Below are 17,671 nucleotides of genomic sequence, written 5' to 3'. Positions count from 1 at the left end.
TATTATTCTGTCTCCAATAAATAGTGCGCCATGTCGATAAGAGCAAGCTCGCTGCCTTTAGGGCCAACCAAGGACAAGCCACAGGGTGCACCATCCAGTTTACATACTGGCAGATGCAATTGCGGCAAACCGGCTAACCCTGCAATAGCTGTAAGATCCATTAATTGATTACGGTACTCTGCGAGTTCTTGTTCAGAAGCGGAAAATAATGGCGCTAAGCCAGGGGTTGTCGGAATCAGCATCACCTTGTCTTGAAGTTGCTTACTCAGCCACTCAGAAAAGGCGCCTCGTTGCTGTTGAGCTTGTTTAATCTCTGTCTCTGAAAGACTGTTACACCAGGCAAATCGCCCCGCCACATCTGGAGCAAAAACAGGTTTTACGTCGTCAATCCATTGCTTGTGTTCTTGTCGAATTTCCGCTCCTTGTAAGGTTCGAAAGGTGGCGCTGGTTTGCCAAGCTTGTGTATCAATTTCAATATTTTGTTCGGCGGTTAATTTACCCGCATCGCGCCAAGTTTGTAGACACGTCTGCAAAGCATCATGGTGGGCGGTTTGTTGCAGCAAATTATTGGCGACTAAAACGCCTTTGAAAGCGGATTTATCCGTGACAGTTTGAACCTTTTTCGGCAACAAAACTTGGGCTGTTTTTGCCATAACATTTAATGACTTGCATACCCAACCAACGGTATCAAATGAAGGCGCTAAGGCGACCATATTGTCCGCTGAAATCGCGCCATGGGTAGGTCGTAAACCGAACAAACCTTGATAACTGGCTGGCACTCGAATGGAGCCGCCCGTATCCGTGCCCAAGCCTATATCGGCCAAATCGAGACTCACGGCAACCGCTGAACCCGAGGTAGACCCTCCGGGCAAGCGATTCGGACTCACGGGATTTTCGGGCGTACCATAATGAATATTTTGTCCGTTGAGACTGTACGCTAATTCATCTGTGATGGTTTTGCCGACAAATTGCGCGCCATGAGCTAATAATTGCCTCACACTGGAAGCGGTTTTATCGGCAATAGCATGGGTTGCCAACCAAGTTGGATTTCCTGCCGTGGTCGGCAATCCTTGCATATGAAACAAGTCTTTCACAGCCAGCTTTAGACCTGACAAAGCGCTATGTTCTTCTGTGTTTAGCTCAGAGAAAAACGCGTTTTCGTCTAATTCTAGAAATGGATTTTGTACAATGAAATGTTTCATAGTTCTCCCCTTTAATAGAACCTATGAAACAATCGTTCCAAAGATTTGTCAACTGAAACGAAAGCCTCTTGCGCAGATTTTTTACTTTGCCAATAGCAAAGGGTTACGGCTCCAATTCATCCAGCTTTTCATACAAGGCTGCGATGTCTTTGGTTTGTTTACGAGCATCATCCCCAAGGTTGGCATACACTCGATTGCACAGCATGGAGATCAGACTCATGGGCGCCGCATAGCTATCAAACGGGCTCTCATTACCCAAGTGACACACCAAAACATGAGACACTTGCTGATTATAAATTTGCCCCGTCGGATCCGTAATCAAAAGGGTTGTTCTGCCTTCTAAAGCGTCAACAATCTGTTTGAACTGCCGAGTACGACGACGAAAGCCAAGTAAGACGATGACTTCGTCCTCCAGAATGTCTTGCAGATCTTCTCCTAAGGTTTGCCCTGGCTGAGGCAATAAGCGTACCGATCGACGCACTTGTTGTAACTGCTGACGAAAATGCAGTGCCAGCGGATAGGCATTTCGAAAGCCAATTAAGGTCACTCGACTGGCCCGAGCAAGACGCTCACTGATCTCATCGAGACTTTCCGAGCGCAGCCCTTCAAAGGTTAGAGACAAGTTTTTTAGCTCTTGTTCTGTCTGATCCAACGAAGCACCTTGCGTAAAAATAGGAACGCCACTTTCACGCAAAGCCAATTGCGCTTGTTTCGCACTTTGGTGTGAATCGTAACCCAGTTGACGAAAGAAGCGACTAACAGTGGCTTTTGAGGTATTCGTATTATCCGCAATCTCCGCAGAGGTTTGACTCACAATCGCCAATGGATTTTGTTGAAGATAATTGGCAATGGCGCGTGCCGACGACGATAACGTCGGGTAATTCTTCTCTATCAGGGACAATACATCCTGCTTTGTGGTCACTTGGACACCTCAATCTTATCAATATTGCCAATAAGTTAATCGATTCTCGTTTGACTGCCAACTACAAGACAAACTTTACATGGCTTTAAAATAATTCGCACTATTTTGGGGCCAATCGCACCAATAAGACTCAAAAACCACCTATTAACCTTTCAACTCAGAACATAAAATCGCACTTTATTGATTGTGTGAAAAAACAAAAATGATGTTTTTGTTACATCAAATAAGCCATAAGAAACTTTTGTTTCATTTTGGCACAAGTGTTGCAAATAGCGTTTCAGGCATTCAATCATCCTAAACAAAACCTAATAAGGATCCCTAACCCATGAAACGTATTGTTAAATTACTTAGCAAAACTATTTTTCTAACTGCTTGTTTTAGCAGCGCTATTATCGCAAATGCAGATGTTCTGCAAGATATTCAAGAACGCAATACCATTCGTATTGCTGTACCACAAGACTTTCCCCCATTTGGCTCCATTGGTACCGACCTTAAACCACAAGGCATCGATGTAGACATGGCAAACTACATTGCTGATCAACTTGATGTAAAATTGGAAATTGTGCCTGTCACCAGCGCCAACCGCATTCCTTACCTACAAACGAAAAAAGTGGATTTGGTGATTTCCAGTCTAGGCAAAAATCCTGAGCGTGAAAAAGCCATCGACTTCTCAACGCCTTATGCGCCTTTCTTCCTAGGAGTCTTTGGGGACAAAAAGGTGATGGTCGATAACATGGCAGGTCTTGCGGGCAAAACGGTTGGCGTTACACGCGGTTCAGTTGAAGACTTGGAGTTAGAAAAAAATGCACCTAAGTCGGTCAACATTCGTCGTTTCGAAGACAATAACACGACACTAACGGCTTATTTGTCTGGTCAGGTTAGCTTGATCGCAACGGGCAACTTGGTGGCAACAGAAATCGCTAAGCGTCAACCAAGTAAAGCACCGGAAGCCAAGTTCATGTTAAAAGATTCACCTTGCTACATTGGCATGGCAGAAGGTGAAACCGCTCTGCAAGCAAAAGTGAATGAACTGATTCAACAAGCCTTAGCTTCTGGTGAATTGAATAAAATCTCCATGAAATGGCTAAAAGCGCCGCTACCAAAAGGTTTTGGTGCTTAAGGTTCGGACATGTTGCATTTTTCTGACCTATTGCAATACACAGACGTGTTCCTCAGTGGTCTTTTGACCACTGTTGAACTTACCCTACTCACCACCATTTTAGGCATTGCACTTGGGACTAGCTGTGCGGCGATTCGTCAATACGGTCACACCGTCAGCCAGCGTCTGGTTGCTGTCTATGTTGAACTCATTCGCAACACACCTTTCATTGTGCAGCTTTTCTTTATTTTCTTTGGTTTGCCTGCCATTGGTCTGAAATTGACACCCTGGCAAGCCAGTATGATCGCGCTAACGATCAATTTAGGTGCTTACAGTACAGAGATCATTCGTGCCGGTCTTAGTAGTATTCCAAAAGGCCAAATTGAAGCCGCCAAAGTCTTGGGAATGAACTTTCGACAAACCCTAACTCGGGTTATTTTTACCCCCGCGTTTGAGAAAATTTACCCCGCTCTGACCAGTCAATGCATTATTGTGATGCTAGGTTCTGCAGTAATTTCGCAAATTTCGGTTGAAGATCTAACCTACGCAGCCAATTTAGTGCAATCTCGTAACTTTCGTGCCTTTGAAAGCTATTTGGTCACCGCTCTTTTGTATTTGGCGCTGGCCATTGTTCTGCGCTTTATTTTCAATCAAATAGGCAAACGCTTGTTTGCGTATCGGGAGGTGAGATGATTCAGTTCTCGAATTACGACATCATCAGCAATTTGTTGTTTGCGACCCAGTGGACCATCTTGCTGTCATTGGCGGCTTTTGTCGGTGGCACCAGTGTGGCACTTGCCTTAACCGCCGCACGTTTAACGCGTAACCCCCTAGTACAAAAATGCGTTCATCTGTATGTCGAGCTATTCCAAGGCACGCCTCTATTGATGCAGATGTTTCTGTGCTTCTTCGGCTTGTCTATGCTGGGGTACGAAATTTCTGCTTGGAGCGCAGCGATTCTTTCTTTAACCCTGTTCACCAGCGCCTTTTTGGTGGAGATATGGCGTGGTTGCATCGATACCTTACCCAAAGGGCAATGGGAAGCCAGTCGCTGTTTAGGGTTGAGTTTTTTACAAACCTTACGTTTTATTATTTTACCCCAAGCCATTCGTGTGGCTTTAGCGCCGACCGTTGGTTTTTCTGTACAAGTCGTAAAAGGCACGGCATTGGCGTCCATTATCGGTTTCGTTGAACTCACCAAGGTAGGCACCATGCTCAATAACGCAACCTTCGAACCCTTTAAAGTCTTTGCGCTTGTGGCACTGATCTATTTTGCGCTTTGCTATCCGCTTTCTCTGTACAGCAAGCATTTGGAGAAAAAATTCCATGTCTCTCGTTAATCTACACCAAGTCCATAAATACTATGGCGACAATCACGTCCTTAAAGGTATTGACCTTGATATTAAAGCGGGTGAAGTGGTGTCCATCATAGGCAAAAGTGGTTCCGGCAAAAGCACCTTATTACGCTGTATCAATGGCCTAGAAGAATACCAACAAGGCGGTATTACCCTTGATGGTAAAGAAGTCACCACCGAAGACATCCAAGTACGCCGTTTGGCGTTAAGTGTGGGGATGATCTTTCAAAACTTTAACCTCTTTCCACATATGACAGTCGGTGAGAACATCATGTTAGCGCCAACCATTGTATTAAAGAAAAGTAAGGCTGAAGCCGCTTCAATAGCCAAAGCGATGCTTGAAAAAGTGGGGTTAGCCGAAAAGTTTGACAGCTATCCAGAGAAACTGTCCGGCGGTCAACAACAGCGTGTTGCCATCGCTCGGGCGCTTGCCATGTCACCCAAAGTGTTACTTTGTGACGAGATCACTTCCGCCCTTGACCCTGAATTGGTTGGCGAAGTGCTCAAGGTTTTAGAACAACTAGCAAAAGAAGGCATGACGCTTATTTTAGTCACTCATGAAATGAACTTTGCTCGAGATGTGGGCAGCCGAGTCGTGTTCATGCATCAAGGCAAAGTCTGGGAACAAGGCGATTCTAAAACCCTATTATCTGACCCTCAAACCGACGAACTGAAACAGTTTATTGGAGCGGTTTTGTAAGATCACCTCAGGCTGCAATTTGTCAATTTGCCATAACAAATTGCAGCGATTTCTCCCAGATCCCAGTATCAAAGGATTTAAAGCCATAAATTTTCACAAGACACTGATCGCTTATTAGTGCCAAACAAAGCTGTCCAAGACCATTTCCCTGGGTTGATGACAAAGCCAACATCTTTGCTCATGCCCGCCTCTACACTTGTTCCAGATTGTACGCTGTAAGGATCGGTTGCTGTCAGGTGATAATCTTCACTGGTAATTTTATTGCCCGCCAACAGTTCGGCAACCAGTTCTGGGTCGTAAATCTGCAGTGCTAAATCTTGCCCTTGCTCAATGGAAACAGTATTACCGCCAAAATCCCCAGCGGCAAATCGAACCGGCATGGCAACACATGCTTGAGAAGCGTTTCTCGCAATTAACTCTCCCTTTCCCGCTATACCTCGCAAGTTCAACAAGCTCCCCATTTTAGGGGATGAAATATGAATCACTGCCTGTAACTGAGGGTTTTGATGTGTTTTTTCTACCAATGTGGTGTCACCCTCTGTTTGGCAAGCAGTGAGTCCCATCAAGGTAACAACAGGAAGCAATATTCTAGTGGATAAGTGGGGGCGGTTATTAACATGAAACATACTAATCTCCTTACTGAGCAGGCAAGTTTTGTGGAAAATCATCTTGCTTAGGCGCACCTAAGTCAGGTTTGCTAGGCATGGCCAAAAGTATCCACAATATGAGCATGCCGAATGCAGGTATCATGATCACCGCCAACCACCAAACCGAACGTTGCGTATCTCTTAGCCTTCTAACGGTTATCGCCAGCATGGGCAGAAATACCGCTAAACCATAAAGCACTTCCAACTGCCAAGCGCTTGCCCAAGCCCATTCCAACACACTAATCGCAGCAGAAATTATGAGATTCACTAAGACAAACAACCAAAACGCCGGACGAGACGCTTTGCCAGAAAAGTCACCATATTTGATCCAAGCATCGATATAATAAGACAGCATTTTTCTTCTCCTTAACCAACAAAATAGAATCATCAACAACACCTTTGGTGAACTGCATGTTTGGGCTTGCTGATGTAGTGAATAAGGTAAGGCTATAGAGGAAGTTAAGCGTCCTAGATCAGGATTTAGGACGTACTGAATCGGGTTTTAGGCCATAATGACTAGCATCAAACATCATTAGGGAACATAAGATGATCGCCATTCCACTGCCCTTCGTGGTTGCACTCTTGCTGACCATACTTGCTATCTTGCTGTTTATTCGACGGGAAGACACCACAGCGTCCGCTTTTATTTTTGTTAGCTTGTGTGCCTTTACCACGACAATTGTTGGCTTACGTTGGACATTTGACTGGCCCGTTTTCCGTCTACTGCAACCTATTTTAGCTGCTTGCATTCCCATGACAGCCTGGTTCTGTTTTCGTCATTTTGGACATAATCGATTTCGTTTTGCCAAATGGCTGCACCTGATACCACCACTACTCATCACCTTAGCGTCATTTGGTTATCCCGCCTGGCACGTACCGATCGACCCGTTTCTAACCTTCTTGTATTGTGTCTATGGCATTGCCTTATTGAGAAGGTCGTTGACATCAAATGACCTCCCGCAACAAGTGCGCTTTTCCGATATGAGTAAAGCCATAGGAGCAGAGCGTGCGGCCGGTATCATGTTGCTCATGTCGGCCTGTATCGATGCCGCCTTGGCTCTGGATTTCGCCTTGTTTCAGGGACAACACGCGATTCTGATTCTCTCCATTGGTCACGCTACCTTGCTGCCTATTTTGGCCTGTAGCGTAATTTCATTCAGTCACAGCATGGTGCCTAATACAAATGAACAGGATGCCAAGTCAGCACCCAACACGGAAACAGATAAATCTAATGAGAAAGAAAAAACCGCGTTGAGTTTGACCTCAGCAGAGGCAAAAAAGATAGTGAATCAACTTGATGATTTATTTAACACTCAGCACAGCTTTCTGGACCCTGATTTAACATTGGATAGGCTGGCAAGAAAGATGGTGATTCCTACGCGTCAGATTTCCATGGCGGTCAATCAAATTCATGGCCGCAATGTCTCGCAGGTGGTCAATGAATATCGTATTAAACGGGCCAAGCAATTATTACTGGAAAGCGATAAAAACATCACACAGATCTACCTAGATTCTGGCTTTCAAACCAAATCCAACTTTAATCGGGAATTTGCTCGGGTGACTCAACAAACACCGAGCGCCTTTCGACGCTCACGTTCACTGAATGATGAGGCAAGCCTAAACTGATCAAGTAAAAGCAAGGATCAAGAAGACAGGAAGGTCAATATGTCTTGGAAAATTGTATCGTGTAACGCCTCTCGTGACGTATCTGGCCCATTTAAACAAATAATACCGTCACCAGGCACTTCCTCTTCCAGTAATTCTACCGCGCCGGGTTTACACAACTGCATAAAACTAAAGTGCGAGGCGTTTGAATACACCTTATACTGGGTCGTTTGTGGCGGCAAATGCTCAGCGAGAAAGCCCGATTCTTGTTGCTGGGGTAAATCCCCTATGTCGATACCCGCGGCCAAAATAAGCGTTGGCCTTGTTAGCTCGGATAAGCTTTGTACAGAAAAGCTTTTTGCTAATCCCAAATCCAACGACACAACTTTTTTAATGAGAGAGTCTTGCAGGTCATCATGAGTCGACTCTGAAGCTTCTAAGATGCCAAACTCGCCACGCAAACCACAAACACGAGAGTCTGGCGTTAGCCGGCAAGCATCAGCAAGTTGTTCGATATCTACTTTAGCTCCCGCTAATGCCATCACAGTCCAACCGCCCAATGAATGCCCAATCGCTGAAATACGTTGGGCATCAATATGACGCTTTAAATCAGACCGTTCTAATAACCAATCCAACAAACGTGAAATATCACCAGGTCTCGCCCACCATTGTTTAGCCAAATTAGGATCAATATTAAAAGATGTCGTGCCCGGATGGTCTACCGCCGCAACAATATAACCCGCTTGCACCAACTTCATGGCCAACCAGTTCTGATTTCGCCAGTTTCCTCGATAGCCATGTGATATGACCACCAAAGGATAGACTCCACTTGCAAGCTGACCAATACGCACCACTCTAGTTCCAATAAACGCCCCATTATCCGCAATCAACTCTTTGGGAAAGGACTCGGAAGTTGGATACCACAAACTGGTCTTCAATGGTCGATCACTGTCTGCAAATAAGATTTGCTGATCAAACCCAACGGATAATGAACCATTAGCAATGGTCAGACTCGACATTAAAATTGCCAATACACAGATTATCGTTTTCATCACATGCCCTCTTAAAAAAACCATCAAACTCTTTATGAGTAGGAGCAATATGATGCAAAACCCTTTATTTAACGTCCTAAATCAGGATCGAGGACATATGCAGCACAAAATTTTTCATAGTATATACTTTGTATTGTTACTTATTTGTCATCTTATTCTTTTAGCCTTGGTTACAAAGCAATCAAACCATCTGAATGGAGTGCAGCCAGTATGAAAATGAAAGATCAACTCGATAGCCCTCAGCCGATGAAGAAGCCAAAGGCCAAAGACAAAAAAGCCGAGGTAAAGAAAAAGAAACAAGCTAAGCTGAAGGCCAAGAAAGCAGAAAAAGACAAAAAGGCTCTTAAAAAAGAGGCTCCTATAGCAACGAAGAAAAATAAAAAATCCGCAAAAGCAGACAAAAAAGACGATAAAAACAAAGCCCTCACTAGCAAGTCGCTCAAAGCAGAAGTAACCGACACGACTGAGATACCTTCAGAAATTGAAAACACAGTGACAACAAGTTCTTCTGTTGAAACGTCAGTGGATACAGCAGTGATAGCTCAACCAGTTGCCATTGCTGATAACGAAAGCATGACTCAACAAAAGACAGAATCTCAACCTGAGCCAGACGAAGATAGTATTTCACCAGCACCAGCATTAACGGTCGAGCCAAAACCAGCTCAAAGCCCACGTCGACGTACCCGTTCCACCAGACGCAAACCATCCGTCGAAGACATTCAAGCTTTGGCGGACAATGCTAATCGTCAACGGGCTTCCAAAAATTTGACTGCACTCACCGAGCAAGAACAAGACATTGCCACGCAAGATGTGGTGAAACGCTTGCTTATGGGGGAAATCAGTCAAGGGACAGCATTGAAAGAATTACGGGTAAAAGTCTTAGGGTTAAGACAAGAAGCCTATACGGAACTCACCGGAGTCTCACGAAAGACCCTATCGGAAGTGGAAAACGACAAAGGCAACTATACAACGGAAATCATCAACAAGATGTTTAAACCTTTCCAGCTCAAAGTATCTTTAGTTCCTACTTCCAATGACGATTTAAAGGCCATTTTAAATCAAAGGTGATCGCTAAAATCCCCTAAGATACTCAGTTCTTAGGGGATTTTGGGAGGAACATTAAAGACCTCGAAGTCTTATTTGATGTCAAAGTTCACATCAATATTCCCGCGTGTTGCGTTAGAGTAAGGACATACCTTATGAGCCGTTTCCACTAATAGCTCAGCAACCGCTTTTTCAATGCCTGGAAGGTTAACTTCCATATCCACACTGATGCTAAAACCTTCGCCTTTGGTATTTGGACCAATACCAATCGTTGCTGTCACCGTTAGGTCGGCTGGTAATTTCACCTTTTGCTGAGCAGCGACCAATTTCAATGCTCCAATGAAACAAGCGGAATAACCGGCAGCAAATAATTGCTCAGGGTTAGTACCTTCACCACCTGCACCACCCAGTTCTTTTGGGGTACTCAAGGCCACATCAAGACGGTTGTCAGAAGAAATAGAACGACCATCACGGCCACCAGTAGTCGTTGCTGTTGCTTTGTATAATGCTTGCATAAAAGAACTCCTTAATAGTTCAAAAGCTACCTCAATAATAATTATCGCGATAACTATAAGGTTAAAATAAAAGCTCACTAAATTGAGCCAATGAAATTATGTTATCGCGATAACTATAATTGCACAACCTTTATTTCATCAATTTTGCTTTTAATCGATTTAACTGCTCTCGCAAGGCAATCACTTCATGCATTTCAATGCCGCAGGCCTCAGCAACACATCGATTCACTTCCAAACCTTGTTCACGTAGGGCACGGCCTTTATCCGTTAGTGCAATGCTCAAGCTGCGATCATCTTCCACACCACGTAATCGTTTTACCAAGCCATCCGCTTCCATACGTTTTATGACAGGTGTTAGTGCCCCCGATTTTTGCCCCAATGCTTGCCCAATGTGTTTCAAGCTCACACCGTCTTGCTCCCACAAAATCAGCATTATGGTGTATTGTGGATAGGTTAATCCTATCTTGGCCAAAGGTTCTTTATAGAACTGAGTCATCGCCAGAGACGTAGAATACAAAGCGAAGCACAGCTGATTATCCAGCAGTAATGGGTTATCTGATTTCATTGATACTCAATTTTTGTCGTCAGTTATTGCAATAATAATCTTAAGTTTAACGAAACTTTCATGTCGACGCATTAGAATGAAGAGTAAGAATAAATAGGTATCAAAATGACAAAAATTACATTATCAGGGCACATCTTAGTACCGCAGCAAGATTTAACCGACGTACAACAAGCCCTAGAAGAACACATCAAGCTCACTCGTGAGGAAGCAGGTTGTCTCACTTTTAAAGTCACCGCCAACTTACACAACCCGCTACGCTATGAGGTGTACGAAGAATTCGTTGATCAAGCCGCATTTGACCTTCATCAGGCCAGAGTAAAAGAGTCACATTGGGGAGAAATTACTCGTAATGTGGAACGTTTTTACAGTGTTTCACACAGCGAGTAATGGATTAGGTAGGATTTTTTATCCAATCAAACTCCATCTGCCGAGCCGTTTTTTCGGCCAAACTATCGCTGTGTAGAAACTTTCGCTGTGTAGAAACTTTCGCTGTGTAGCAGGCTAACCATTTGCAAACTCATGTCGATGCCTGCGGAAATCCCCGCTGAGGTTAATTGTTTATCCTGCTGCACCCAACGCACGCCTTCGATTACCTCAAGCTGTGGATGCGGTGGTGAACACCTGAAATGGCCCCGAAAAGTCTAATACCTCAGCCCATTCATACAAATAGATACCCACTTTAAAACTCATCACTCTCCCCTCATTTTTGCTAGGATTGTATCTTCGCGATGACTTCTTCAATCCATTTCATGGTAAGCCACTCTGGCGCCGAAGCGGATCGACTGAACGCAATTTCAATGGCAGGTAAATGGGGTAATACGTCGCTTTCAATGATGTCTAACTGATCGCTTACACTAACACTCGCTATCGCAGAAATGGCTTTTTCGGCGACCAATAAGCTTTCGATTAGCGCCAGATTAGAAGTGACACAATACAGATGATAGTCGATGCCCTTCTTTTGCAGGCCATCTATGGCACTTGAGTGAAATTTACAACCGGGTTCATACATGGCCAAACGCAATGGTGACAGATGGTTTTGCCAATCAAACCCCTTCTTCGCCACCCATACACCCGCATCTTGATATAAGGATAAGCCTTCATCGCTACCAGGGGTTCGCGTCACCAACGCCAGATCCACTTCACCCTTGTCCATCATTTCTCGTAGTTCAATGGACGTACCAGTACGAATACGAAACCTCAATTTCGGCACCATGTCTTCCATGGTCGCCATAATCAAAGGTAATAAGTTTGAGACATAATCATTTGGGCAGCCAAGGTTGATCAATACACCTTGTTGCGGACCTTTGAGTGACAATAACGCTTGTTCCTGCAGCTGCAAAATACGCCGAGCATAATGCACTAAACGTTGTCCATCTTCCGTCAGCACCTGTTCACGCCCCTGTTTAACAAACAAAGGGGAGCCAGCTTGCTCTTCCAAGCGCTTCATTTGCATACTGATGGCAGAAGGCGTTCGAAAGGTTTGCATTGCTGCACGTTGAAAACTGCCATGGTCAACAATCGCCACTAAGGTTTTGAGTAATTCCGTATCCACTATTTGCCCCTAACACATCAAAATGACTTAACTGTGCCATCAATTAAATTCGCTTTTCTTTCATTTCAGCTCAAGCCATCATAAACCCACCTTATCCTTTCGCTTTATGGGAATATTACTATGATATTGCACGATTTTTTACCATCTGGAAACGGTTATAAAATTCGCCTAACCTGCGCTAATTTGGGGCTCAGTTACCAATTAAAAGAATACGACATCACGAAAGGTGAAACTCGTACTGAAGCATTTTTAGCACTCAACCCAAATGGCAAAATCCCTTGTTTAGAGTTGGATGATGGTCATTGTTTGAGTGAGAGTAATGCCATCCTTCTGTATCTCGCAGAAACACACCACAGTGAGCTTCTGCCATCAGACCCATTGCGGAAAGCGGAAGTCCATAAATGGCTATTTTGGGAGCAATATAGCCATGAACCCAATATTGCTTCAGTACGTTTTTGGCTAACCCATAACGCCATGACAAAGTTGAAAGAAAGCATCTTGCCGGAACGTATTGAACAAGGTAATGCCGCACTAAAATTAATGGACGAAACATTGGCAAAACAGGCATTCTTGGTGGGTGATCAACTCACCTTGGCGGATATTTGTTTGTTTGCTTATAGCCATGTTGCCGAAGAAGGTAGCGCTTACCAGCTTGCACAATACCCAAATGTTCAACGCTGGATAGAAAGGATTCAGAAGCAAGAATGGTTTATTCCTATTACAAAAAGATAAACCGCCAATTCAGATAATAAGTGCGCCACTCATCCTGCTGGCTTTATTGCTCTCCCCTTTTTTACTTGCTTAGGTGAGAGCATTATTTATTCATTCTTTATGAATATCATTTACTTCACATTTTCTCACCTTAAAAACATCTCTGTATATCTCATGACTCTTTATATTCAGATTTTGTATATCTAATACGCCTTTATATTCAGCTAAAACTTATATCTCATTCATTTCACTTTAATTGCACATTCAATATTGGTATGAAAGTAAGGCAATTTATAAAATGCCCGCGAATTACAAAAAATCACAAAGGAATTACATGATGTCATTAGTTAGGACTATTCGAGGGCGATATACCTTTACCTTTAGCGCGTTAACCATTGCGTTTCTCATCTCCATAATAAGTAATGAATTACTGATTAATTATCTACAAAATAACTTAGGAAAATATGGACCCGGTATCGCATTAATAGAAAATGCAGATCGTGATTTATATCAATCCCGTGTCTCATTAATTTCTTTTGTTTTATTGTCCGAGAACAAATCACCGACCGAGCTTAAATCGGCGGTTTTAGAAAATGCGCAACAAGCGTATGACCGAATGAAAGCGTTTCAACGCATCACCTCAGATATTCAGGAAATTAATACCTTACTTAAAAACTATGAGAGCCAATATACAAATTGGCATCAACAAAGCTTGAATATCATTAATCTGGTTGAGCAAAATAAGTTAGATCTAGCAATCGCGAAACTGTCCGGTCAATATGACACTGACTTTATTAAACTAAGAACCCTATACGACCAGTCTGACGAACTTATTCATAAATACTCTTCAAAAGAACAACAAGATATTCATGACTTTACCAAGACCTTTCAGTTAGTCACCTTAATTTTCGCCAGCATTGTACTCTTACTCAGTGTTTTAATTGCCTGGATCGCTCCACGTAATATTTCTCACGCCATTAAACTTGTCACTTCAGGTGTCCATGGAATCAGCACAGGGGATGGAGATTTAACTCGTCGAATTAATTGCCCTAAAAAGGATGAAACAGGTGAACTGAGTCGAGAAGTAGATAAATTTTTCGACATATTTGCCGTTCTAATCAGTGACATTCGCTCTGGATGTGAAGACATTAGAGAAGAGATGACAGAACTTGATTGCTCCGCTACCGAATCGGCTCAATTAAGTGAAGATCAAAACCAAGCGCTCCACTTTATACTTACCGCTGTAGAAGAAATGGAAGGAGCAACCAAAGAAGTGGCACAAAATGCTGCGCAAACAGTACATGAAGTACAAAATTTGAATCAGAACGCAAAGCAAGGTTCAGAACAACTCACACACTCCATTGAACAATTGCAGTTACTAAAAGAACAAATCCAAGAAGCGGCTTCCATTATCAATCAGGTATCGACTCATTCTGAGCGAATTACCTCAGTACTAGATGTGATTATGGGAGTTTCAGAACAAACCAATTTACTGGCCTTAAATGCTGCTATTGAAGCCGCTAGAGCAGGAGAGCAAGGTCGAGGCTTTGCGGTCGTAGCGGAAGAAGTTCGTGCTCTGGCCAGCAAAACTCAAGCATCAACCGAAGACATCCATGTCATGATTAATGACTTACAATCCGGTGTACAAAATGCAGTACAAACCATAAGTAAAAGTGTTGAAATGGCAAATTCGAGTGTTGATTTGACTGAAAAATCAATGGAAGAGATACATACAGTCACTCTAGCCGCTAATCAGATTTACGATTTTACTGCGCAAACCGCCAACGCGACGGAGCAACAAAATAAAGTTACCCATGAGATCAATGAAAACTTATTTGCGCTTTCTAATATGTCGCAACAAGTTCTAGACATATCCAAACGCATTAGTAATGCCATCACTAAGACCTTAAACGAATCTAACGAACTGTCTAATCGCGTCAAACACTTTACCGTAGCGACTAAAGACTGATATCAACTACATCTAGATTACCCACATCAGTGTTTACGAAGGTGCGAATCAGTCTTCTGAACATTACCCTTAACACAGAGAAGCCATTTCTCTAACAAAACGAAGGAAACCTACATGGACGTAGGTCATTAGAGCAACGCAAGAGCACATAGCCCTAGTCAGCGGACTTATTGCTACCTTGCTTAACTGAAAATATATATACCTCACCCAATTGATCAATCAAGTCTGCGGATATTCTCCTGTTTTCCAATGATTTTTTTGCTGAAAAAACCGTCATCGGTTTACACAATACCAGCGCATACATCGACTTATACGCAACATAAGAGCAAAAAAAACCGATTTTCATGATAGTGAAAAAAATATTTTTTTATAAAATAAAAACTTTTTAATTCATTTATTATTAAATTTAAAACAGATAAAACAATGAGTTAATTTTAATTTTTGCAATCAACTCACTTTATAAAAATTCATGTTAAAAAAAAGTTACAATCTTTTTTCTTGCAGATTAAGAAAACACCAACCACCTTTATAAAATCCGCTAATGTTTTTAATCATCTCGCCCTGAGATGTGAAGACAGTTGTATAGCAGGGAAGTTAATCACTTTTGATTTATCAAAGTTTTATACCAAAGGATTCTTCAATGATGCTATTCCAGACAATTCGTGGACGTTATACTTGTGCTTTTGGAGGCTTGGCTATCACCTTTTTAGTGGTCGTCATTGCAGCAGAAGGACTGGTGAATTACCTACAAAGCAATATGGGCAAATACGCCAGTGGTGCTTCTCTCGTGCAAAACGCTGACCGAGACCTATATCAATCCAGATTAGCCTTGGCTTCCATGGTTTTTGCAAAACATAATGTAGATGTCACTGAAGAAGAAAATGCTGTCATGGAAAATGCTCAGCAAGCCTACGAGAGGATGAAAAACTTTCAATCCATGACCAAAGATATTGTTGCAGTCAACGAACTCTTGTCAAATTTCGAGTCTCTATATCAACAATGGTTTGAACAAGTTGAGTTCATCATACTGCTCACTAAGCAGTATCAGCATGATACAGCCATCGTAAAATTAACGGGGGAAAATCAACAAAGCTTCACTCAATTACGTAACCTTTATGATGAATCCGAAGGCTTAATTTCCACTATCTCGGCGGTCGAACAACAAGAAATTCACGCCTATGTTGAAAATTTTAAACTTTTTGTCGCGATTCTTGCCATCTTTGTTCTCTTCCTAAGCATCAGTTTAGCTTGGTTTGCTCCGCGCAACATTTCCCGAGCCATCAAACGAGTCACCTTTGGAGTCCATGAAATCAGCGCGGGGGATGGCGACCTGACCCGACGTATTAACAGCAAAAAAAAAGATGAGACAGGTGAGCTGAGTCGTGAACTGGATATGTTTGTCGACAAACTTGGCAATCTTATAGGAGAAGTTCGCTATGGTTGTGAGCACATTCGTGAAGAAATGGCTCATCTTGGTCAATCGGCAACCGAATCAGCCGCTCTCAGTGAACGTCAACATCAGTCTCTGGACTTTGTCGTCACGGCAGTGGAAGAAATGGGGGGGGCCACTCGTGATGTGGCACAAAATGCTAGCCAAACTGTCACCGAAGTACAAGAATTAAACCGCTCCGCTGACCATGGTGTTTCACAGCTCACTCAAGCCATTCAGCAATTAGATTTGTTAGCAGAGCAAATCAAAGACGCAGCCTCTGTAATCGATCAACTGTCAACACGTTCCGATCGCATTGCTTCTGTACTGGATGTGATATTAGGCATTTCAGAACAAACCAATCTTTTGGCTTTAAACGCGGCTATTGAAGCCGCCAGAGCAGGAGAACAAGGACGTGGCTTTGCTGTCGTAGCCGATGAGGTTCGTGAATTGGCCAGTAAAACTCAGGCCTCTACAGAAGACATTCAAGGCATGATCAGCGACTTACAATCGGGGGTGAGTAATGCCGTCAAAGTAATAGGTGAAAGTGTTGAAATGGCAGGGTCGAGCGCCAGTTTATCTCACCAAACCATGACCGCTATCGATACGGTCAAACAATCTGCCGATCGAATCTATGACTTTACCACTCAGACCGCCAGTGCGACCGAGCAACAAAGCAAAGTTACTGATGAAATTAATGAAAACCTGTCAGCCTTATCCGATATGTCGAAAGACGTTATGGAAGTATCGCGACGTATCAGTCACTCGGTCAATGAGACCTTGTCCAATTCCAACGAGCTGTCTAGTCGCGTGAAGCGCTTTACCCTATAAAAATCGACTAAAGACTGATGTGAACTCCATACAGGATACTCAGTCGTCCCAGAATAATGGCGTTTTAAATCTAAAGCGCCATTCCATTTTCGTACTGTCGAGTCAGCAAAGCCCGTATAACCTCACCCAACGACAAAAACCATTCTGAATCCGGGCAAAATTAAGCCACTTCACTAGACTGATAGGATGACAAGGGTAATCATACTGAAAGCAGGTTTCCCCACAGAAATGCTGGTAGTATATGGATTCCAACCATTGCTCCAGCACCATCTCGTCTGACAGGTTATGCAGATGTTGCAGATACAATAGCCCCGCCATCAACCGAGTAGGCAGTGCAGCGGCACCAACCCTCGCAAAATGCATCCCAAGCTCAGTATCCAACCGATCCCAATCGAACACCTTCGCTAATCGAACCAACGCATGATTGGGGTTAATAATATCGACCAGCTGTGACTGGAATAGGAATAAACTCT

19 protein-coding genes and 1 pseudogene are annotated in these 17,671 nt (G+C 43.2%); 10 read left to right on the top strand and 10 right to left on the bottom strand.

The window, feature by feature from the left end; translation table 11 throughout:
- Positions 1 to 2: 2 nt before the first annotated feature.
- Positions 3 to 1,202, bottom strand: coding sequence for an amidase (locus ACXAH2_RS00695; RefSeq protein WP_475075843.1), 1,200 nt, complete (start codon positions 1,200 to 1,202; stop codon positions 3 to 5).
- Between the two features lie 103 nt (positions 1,203 to 1,305).
- The gene (locus ACXAH2_RS00690; protein ID WP_475075842.1) at positions 1,306 to 2,124 is read right to left on the bottom strand and encodes a MurR/RpiR family transcriptional regulator; all 819 of its coding nucleotides are present in this window, start codon (positions 2,122 to 2,124) and stop codon (positions 1,306 to 1,308) included.
- A gap of 325 nt (positions 2,125 to 2,449) precedes the next feature.
- Here ACXAH2_RS00690 and ACXAH2_RS00685 point away from each other — a divergent pair, with 325 nt between their 5' ends.
- The 4 genes from ACXAH2_RS00685 to ACXAH2_RS00670 are packed head-to-tail and all read left to right on the top strand — an operon-like array spanning position 2,450 to position 5,278.
- Positions 2,450 to 3,244, top strand: coding sequence for a transporter substrate-binding domain-containing protein (locus ACXAH2_RS00685; RefSeq protein WP_475075840.1), 795 nt, complete (start codon positions 2,450 to 2,452; stop codon positions 3,242 to 3,244).
- A gap of 9 nt (positions 3,245 to 3,253) precedes the next feature.
- A complete protein-coding gene (locus tag ACXAH2_RS00680; protein ID WP_475075838.1) occupies positions 3,254 to 3,916 on the top strand; it encodes an amino acid ABC transporter permease in 663 nt (220 codons plus the stop codon).
- Positions 3,913 to 4,563, top strand: coding sequence for an amino acid ABC transporter permease (locus ACXAH2_RS00675; RefSeq protein ID WP_475075837.1), 651 nt, complete (start codon positions 3,913 to 3,915; stop codon positions 4,561 to 4,563). Before ACXAH2_RS00680 ends, ACXAH2_RS00675 begins: the two co-directional genes overlap by 4 nt.
- Positions 4,550 to 5,278 carry an amino acid ABC transporter ATP-binding protein gene (locus ACXAH2_RS00670; RefSeq protein WP_475075836.1) on the top strand — a complete coding sequence of 243 codons (729 nt, stop codon included), beginning with the start codon at positions 4,550 to 4,552 and terminating at the stop codon, positions 5,276 to 5,278. Before ACXAH2_RS00675 ends, ACXAH2_RS00670 begins: the two co-directional genes overlap by 14 nt.
- 77 nt (positions 5,279 to 5,355) lie before the next feature.
- Here ACXAH2_RS00670 and ACXAH2_RS00665 read toward each other — a convergent pair whose 3' ends face one another.
- Positions 5,356 to 5,904: a hypothetical protein gene (locus ACXAH2_RS00665; RefSeq protein ID WP_475075835.1), complete on the bottom strand. Its 549-nt coding sequence runs from the start codon at positions 5,902 to 5,904 to the stop codon at positions 5,356 to 5,358.
- Positions 5,905 to 5,914: 10 nt separating this feature from the next.
- Entirely contained in the window at positions 5,915 to 6,280 is a 366-nt protein-coding gene (locus tag ACXAH2_RS00660; protein ID WP_475075834.1) for a DUF805 domain-containing protein, read from the bottom strand.
- 191 nt (positions 6,281 to 6,471) lie between these two features.
- Between ACXAH2_RS00660 and ACXAH2_RS00655 the strand changes: the two genes are divergently transcribed.
- Positions 6,472 to 7,551 carry a helix-turn-helix domain-containing protein gene (locus ACXAH2_RS00655; RefSeq protein WP_475075832.1) on the top strand — a complete coding sequence of 360 codons (1,080 nt, stop codon included), beginning with the start codon at positions 6,472 to 6,474 and terminating at the stop codon, positions 7,549 to 7,551.
- 17 nt (positions 7,552 to 7,568) lie between these two features.
- On the opposite strand, the gene ACXAH2_RS00650 is transcribed toward ACXAH2_RS00655, so the two are convergent.
- On the bottom strand, positions 7,569 to 8,582 hold the full coding sequence (locus ACXAH2_RS00650) for an alpha/beta hydrolase family protein (RefSeq protein WP_475075830.1): 1,014 nt from the start codon (positions 8,580 to 8,582) through the stop codon (positions 7,569 to 7,571).
- A gap of 210 nt (positions 8,583 to 8,792) precedes the next feature.
- Between ACXAH2_RS00650 and ACXAH2_RS00645 the strand changes: the two genes are divergently transcribed.
- Positions 8,793 to 9,650 (top strand): helix-turn-helix transcriptional regulator, encoded by an 858-nt coding sequence (locus tag ACXAH2_RS00645; RefSeq protein WP_475075828.1) that lies wholly within the window; start codon positions 8,793 to 8,795, stop codon positions 9,648 to 9,650.
- 68 nt (positions 9,651 to 9,718) lie between these two features.
- Here the strand turns inward: ACXAH2_RS00645 and ACXAH2_RS00640 are convergent, their stop codons facing one another.
- A complete protein-coding gene (locus ACXAH2_RS00640; RefSeq protein WP_475075826.1) occupies positions 9,719 to 10,141 on the bottom strand; it encodes an organic hydroperoxide resistance protein in 423 nt (140 codons plus the stop codon).
- A 130-nt stretch (positions 10,142 to 10,271) separates the two neighbouring features.
- Positions 10,272 to 10,706, bottom strand: coding sequence for a MarR family winged helix-turn-helix transcriptional regulator (locus tag ACXAH2_RS00635; protein WP_475075825.1), 435 nt, complete (start codon positions 10,704 to 10,706; stop codon positions 10,272 to 10,274).
- Positions 10,707 to 10,811: 105 nt separating this feature from the next.
- On the opposite strand from ACXAH2_RS00635, the gene ACXAH2_RS00630 reads away from it, so the two are divergent.
- The gene (locus ACXAH2_RS00630) at positions 10,812 to 11,093 is read left to right on the top strand and encodes a putative quinol monooxygenase (RefSeq protein ID WP_475075824.1); all 282 of its coding nucleotides are present in this window, start codon (positions 10,812 to 10,814) and stop codon (positions 11,091 to 11,093) included.
- Positions 11,094 to 11,155: 62 nt separating this feature from the next.
- On the opposite strand, the gene ACXAH2_RS00625 is transcribed toward ACXAH2_RS00630, so the two are convergent.
- Positions 11,156 to 11,278 carry a hypothetical protein gene (locus ACXAH2_RS00625; protein ID WP_475075822.1) on the bottom strand — a complete coding sequence of 41 codons (123 nt, stop codon included), beginning with the start codon at positions 11,276 to 11,278 and terminating at the stop codon, positions 11,156 to 11,158.
- Positions 11,279 to 11,415: 137 nt separating this feature from the next.
- The gene (locus tag ACXAH2_RS00620; protein ID WP_475075820.1) at positions 11,416 to 12,258 is read right to left on the bottom strand and encodes a LysR family transcriptional regulator; all 843 of its coding nucleotides are present in this window, start codon (positions 12,256 to 12,258) and stop codon (positions 11,416 to 11,418) included.
- Between the two features lie 120 nt (positions 12,259 to 12,378).
- Here ACXAH2_RS00620 and ACXAH2_RS00615 point away from each other — a divergent pair, with 120 nt between their 5' ends.
- The 3 genes from ACXAH2_RS00615 to ACXAH2_RS00605 all read left to right on the top strand — a co-directional run bounded on the left by ACXAH2_RS00615 (position 12,379) and on the right by ACXAH2_RS00605 (position 17,198).
- Positions 12,379 to 12,990, top strand: a complete 612-nt coding sequence (locus tag ACXAH2_RS00615) for a glutathione S-transferase family protein (protein WP_475075819.1) — start codon at positions 12,379 to 12,381, stop codon at positions 12,988 to 12,990.
- Between the two features lie 313 nt (positions 12,991 to 13,303).
- Positions 13,304 to 14,938: a methyl-accepting chemotaxis protein gene (locus tag ACXAH2_RS00610; RefSeq protein ID WP_475075817.1), complete on the top strand. Its 1,635-nt coding sequence runs from the start codon at positions 13,304 to 13,306 to the stop codon at positions 14,936 to 14,938.
- Between the two features lie 640 nt (positions 14,939 to 15,578).
- Positions 15,579 to 17,198 (top strand): methyl-accepting chemotaxis protein, encoded by a 1,620-nt coding sequence (locus ACXAH2_RS00605; RefSeq protein ID WP_475075815.1) that lies wholly within the window; start codon positions 15,579 to 15,581, stop codon positions 17,196 to 17,198.
- A gap of 123 nt (positions 17,199 to 17,321) precedes the next feature.
- Here ACXAH2_RS00605 and ACXAH2_RS00600 read toward each other — a convergent pair.
- Positions 17,322 to 17,645: pseudogene (locus ACXAH2_RS00600) on the bottom strand (transposase); the annotation flags it as partial.
- Positions 17,646 to 17,671: the final 26 nt, after the last annotated feature.

This window comes from Marinomonas sp. ABL3_031 (assembly GCF_056161265.1).
This window is presented reverse-complemented; position numbering and strand designations above follow the sequence as displayed.

Excerpts from the sequence above, each read along its gene's own strand:
- ACXAH2_RS00650 (WP_475075830.1), bottom strand. The coding sequence starts at position 8,582 with ATGAAAACGATAATCTGTGTATTGGCAATTTTAATGTCGAGTCTGACC.
- ACXAH2_RS00615 (WP_475075819.1), top strand. The coding sequence starts at position 12,379 with ATGATATTGCACGATTTTTTACCATCTGGAAACGGTTATAAAATTCGC.
- ACXAH2_RS00635 (WP_475075825.1), bottom strand. The coding sequence starts at position 10,706 with ATGAAATCAGATAACCCATTACTGCTGGATAATCAGCTGTGCTTCGCT.
- ACXAH2_RS00605 (WP_475075815.1), top strand. The coding sequence starts at position 15,579 with ATGATGCTATTCCAGACAATTCGTGGACGTTATACTTGTGCTTTTGGA.
- ACXAH2_RS00665 (WP_475075835.1), bottom strand. The coding sequence starts at position 5,904 with ATGTTTCATGTTAATAACCGCCCCCACTTATCCACTAGAATATTGCTT.
- ACXAH2_RS00670 (WP_475075836.1), top strand. The coding sequence starts at position 4,550 with ATGTCTCTCGTTAATCTACACCAAGTCCATAAATACTATGGCGACAAT.
- ACXAH2_RS00685 (WP_475075840.1), top strand. The coding sequence starts at position 2,450 with ATGAAACGTATTGTTAAATTACTTAGCAAAACTATTTTTCTAACTGCT.
- ACXAH2_RS00640 (WP_475075826.1), bottom strand. The coding sequence starts at position 10,141 with ATGCAAGCATTATACAAAGCAACAGCAACGACTACTGGTGGCCGTGAT.
- ACXAH2_RS00655 (WP_475075832.1), top strand. The coding sequence starts at position 6,472 with ATGATCGCCATTCCACTGCCCTTCGTGGTTGCACTCTTGCTGACCATA.
- ACXAH2_RS00645 (WP_475075828.1), top strand. The coding sequence starts at position 8,793 with ATGAAAATGAAAGATCAACTCGATAGCCCTCAGCCGATGAAGAAGCCA.
- ACXAH2_RS00610 (WP_475075817.1), top strand. The coding sequence starts at position 13,304 with ATGATGTCATTAGTTAGGACTATTCGAGGGCGATATACCTTTACCTTT.
- ACXAH2_RS00695 (WP_475075843.1), bottom strand. The coding sequence starts at position 1,202 with ATGAAACATTTCATTGTACAAAATCCATTTCTAGAATTAGACGAAAAC.
- ACXAH2_RS00675 (WP_475075837.1), top strand. The coding sequence starts at position 3,913 with ATGATTCAGTTCTCGAATTACGACATCATCAGCAATTTGTTGTTTGCG.
- ACXAH2_RS00630 (WP_475075824.1), top strand. The coding sequence starts at position 10,812 with ATGACAAAAATTACATTATCAGGGCACATCTTAGTACCGCAGCAAGAT.
- ACXAH2_RS00680 (WP_475075838.1), top strand. The coding sequence starts at position 3,254 with ATGTTGCATTTTTCTGACCTATTGCAATACACAGACGTGTTCCTCAGT.
- ACXAH2_RS00660 (WP_475075834.1), bottom strand. The coding sequence starts at position 6,280 with ATGCTGTCTTATTATATCGATGCTTGGATCAAATATGGTGACTTTTCT.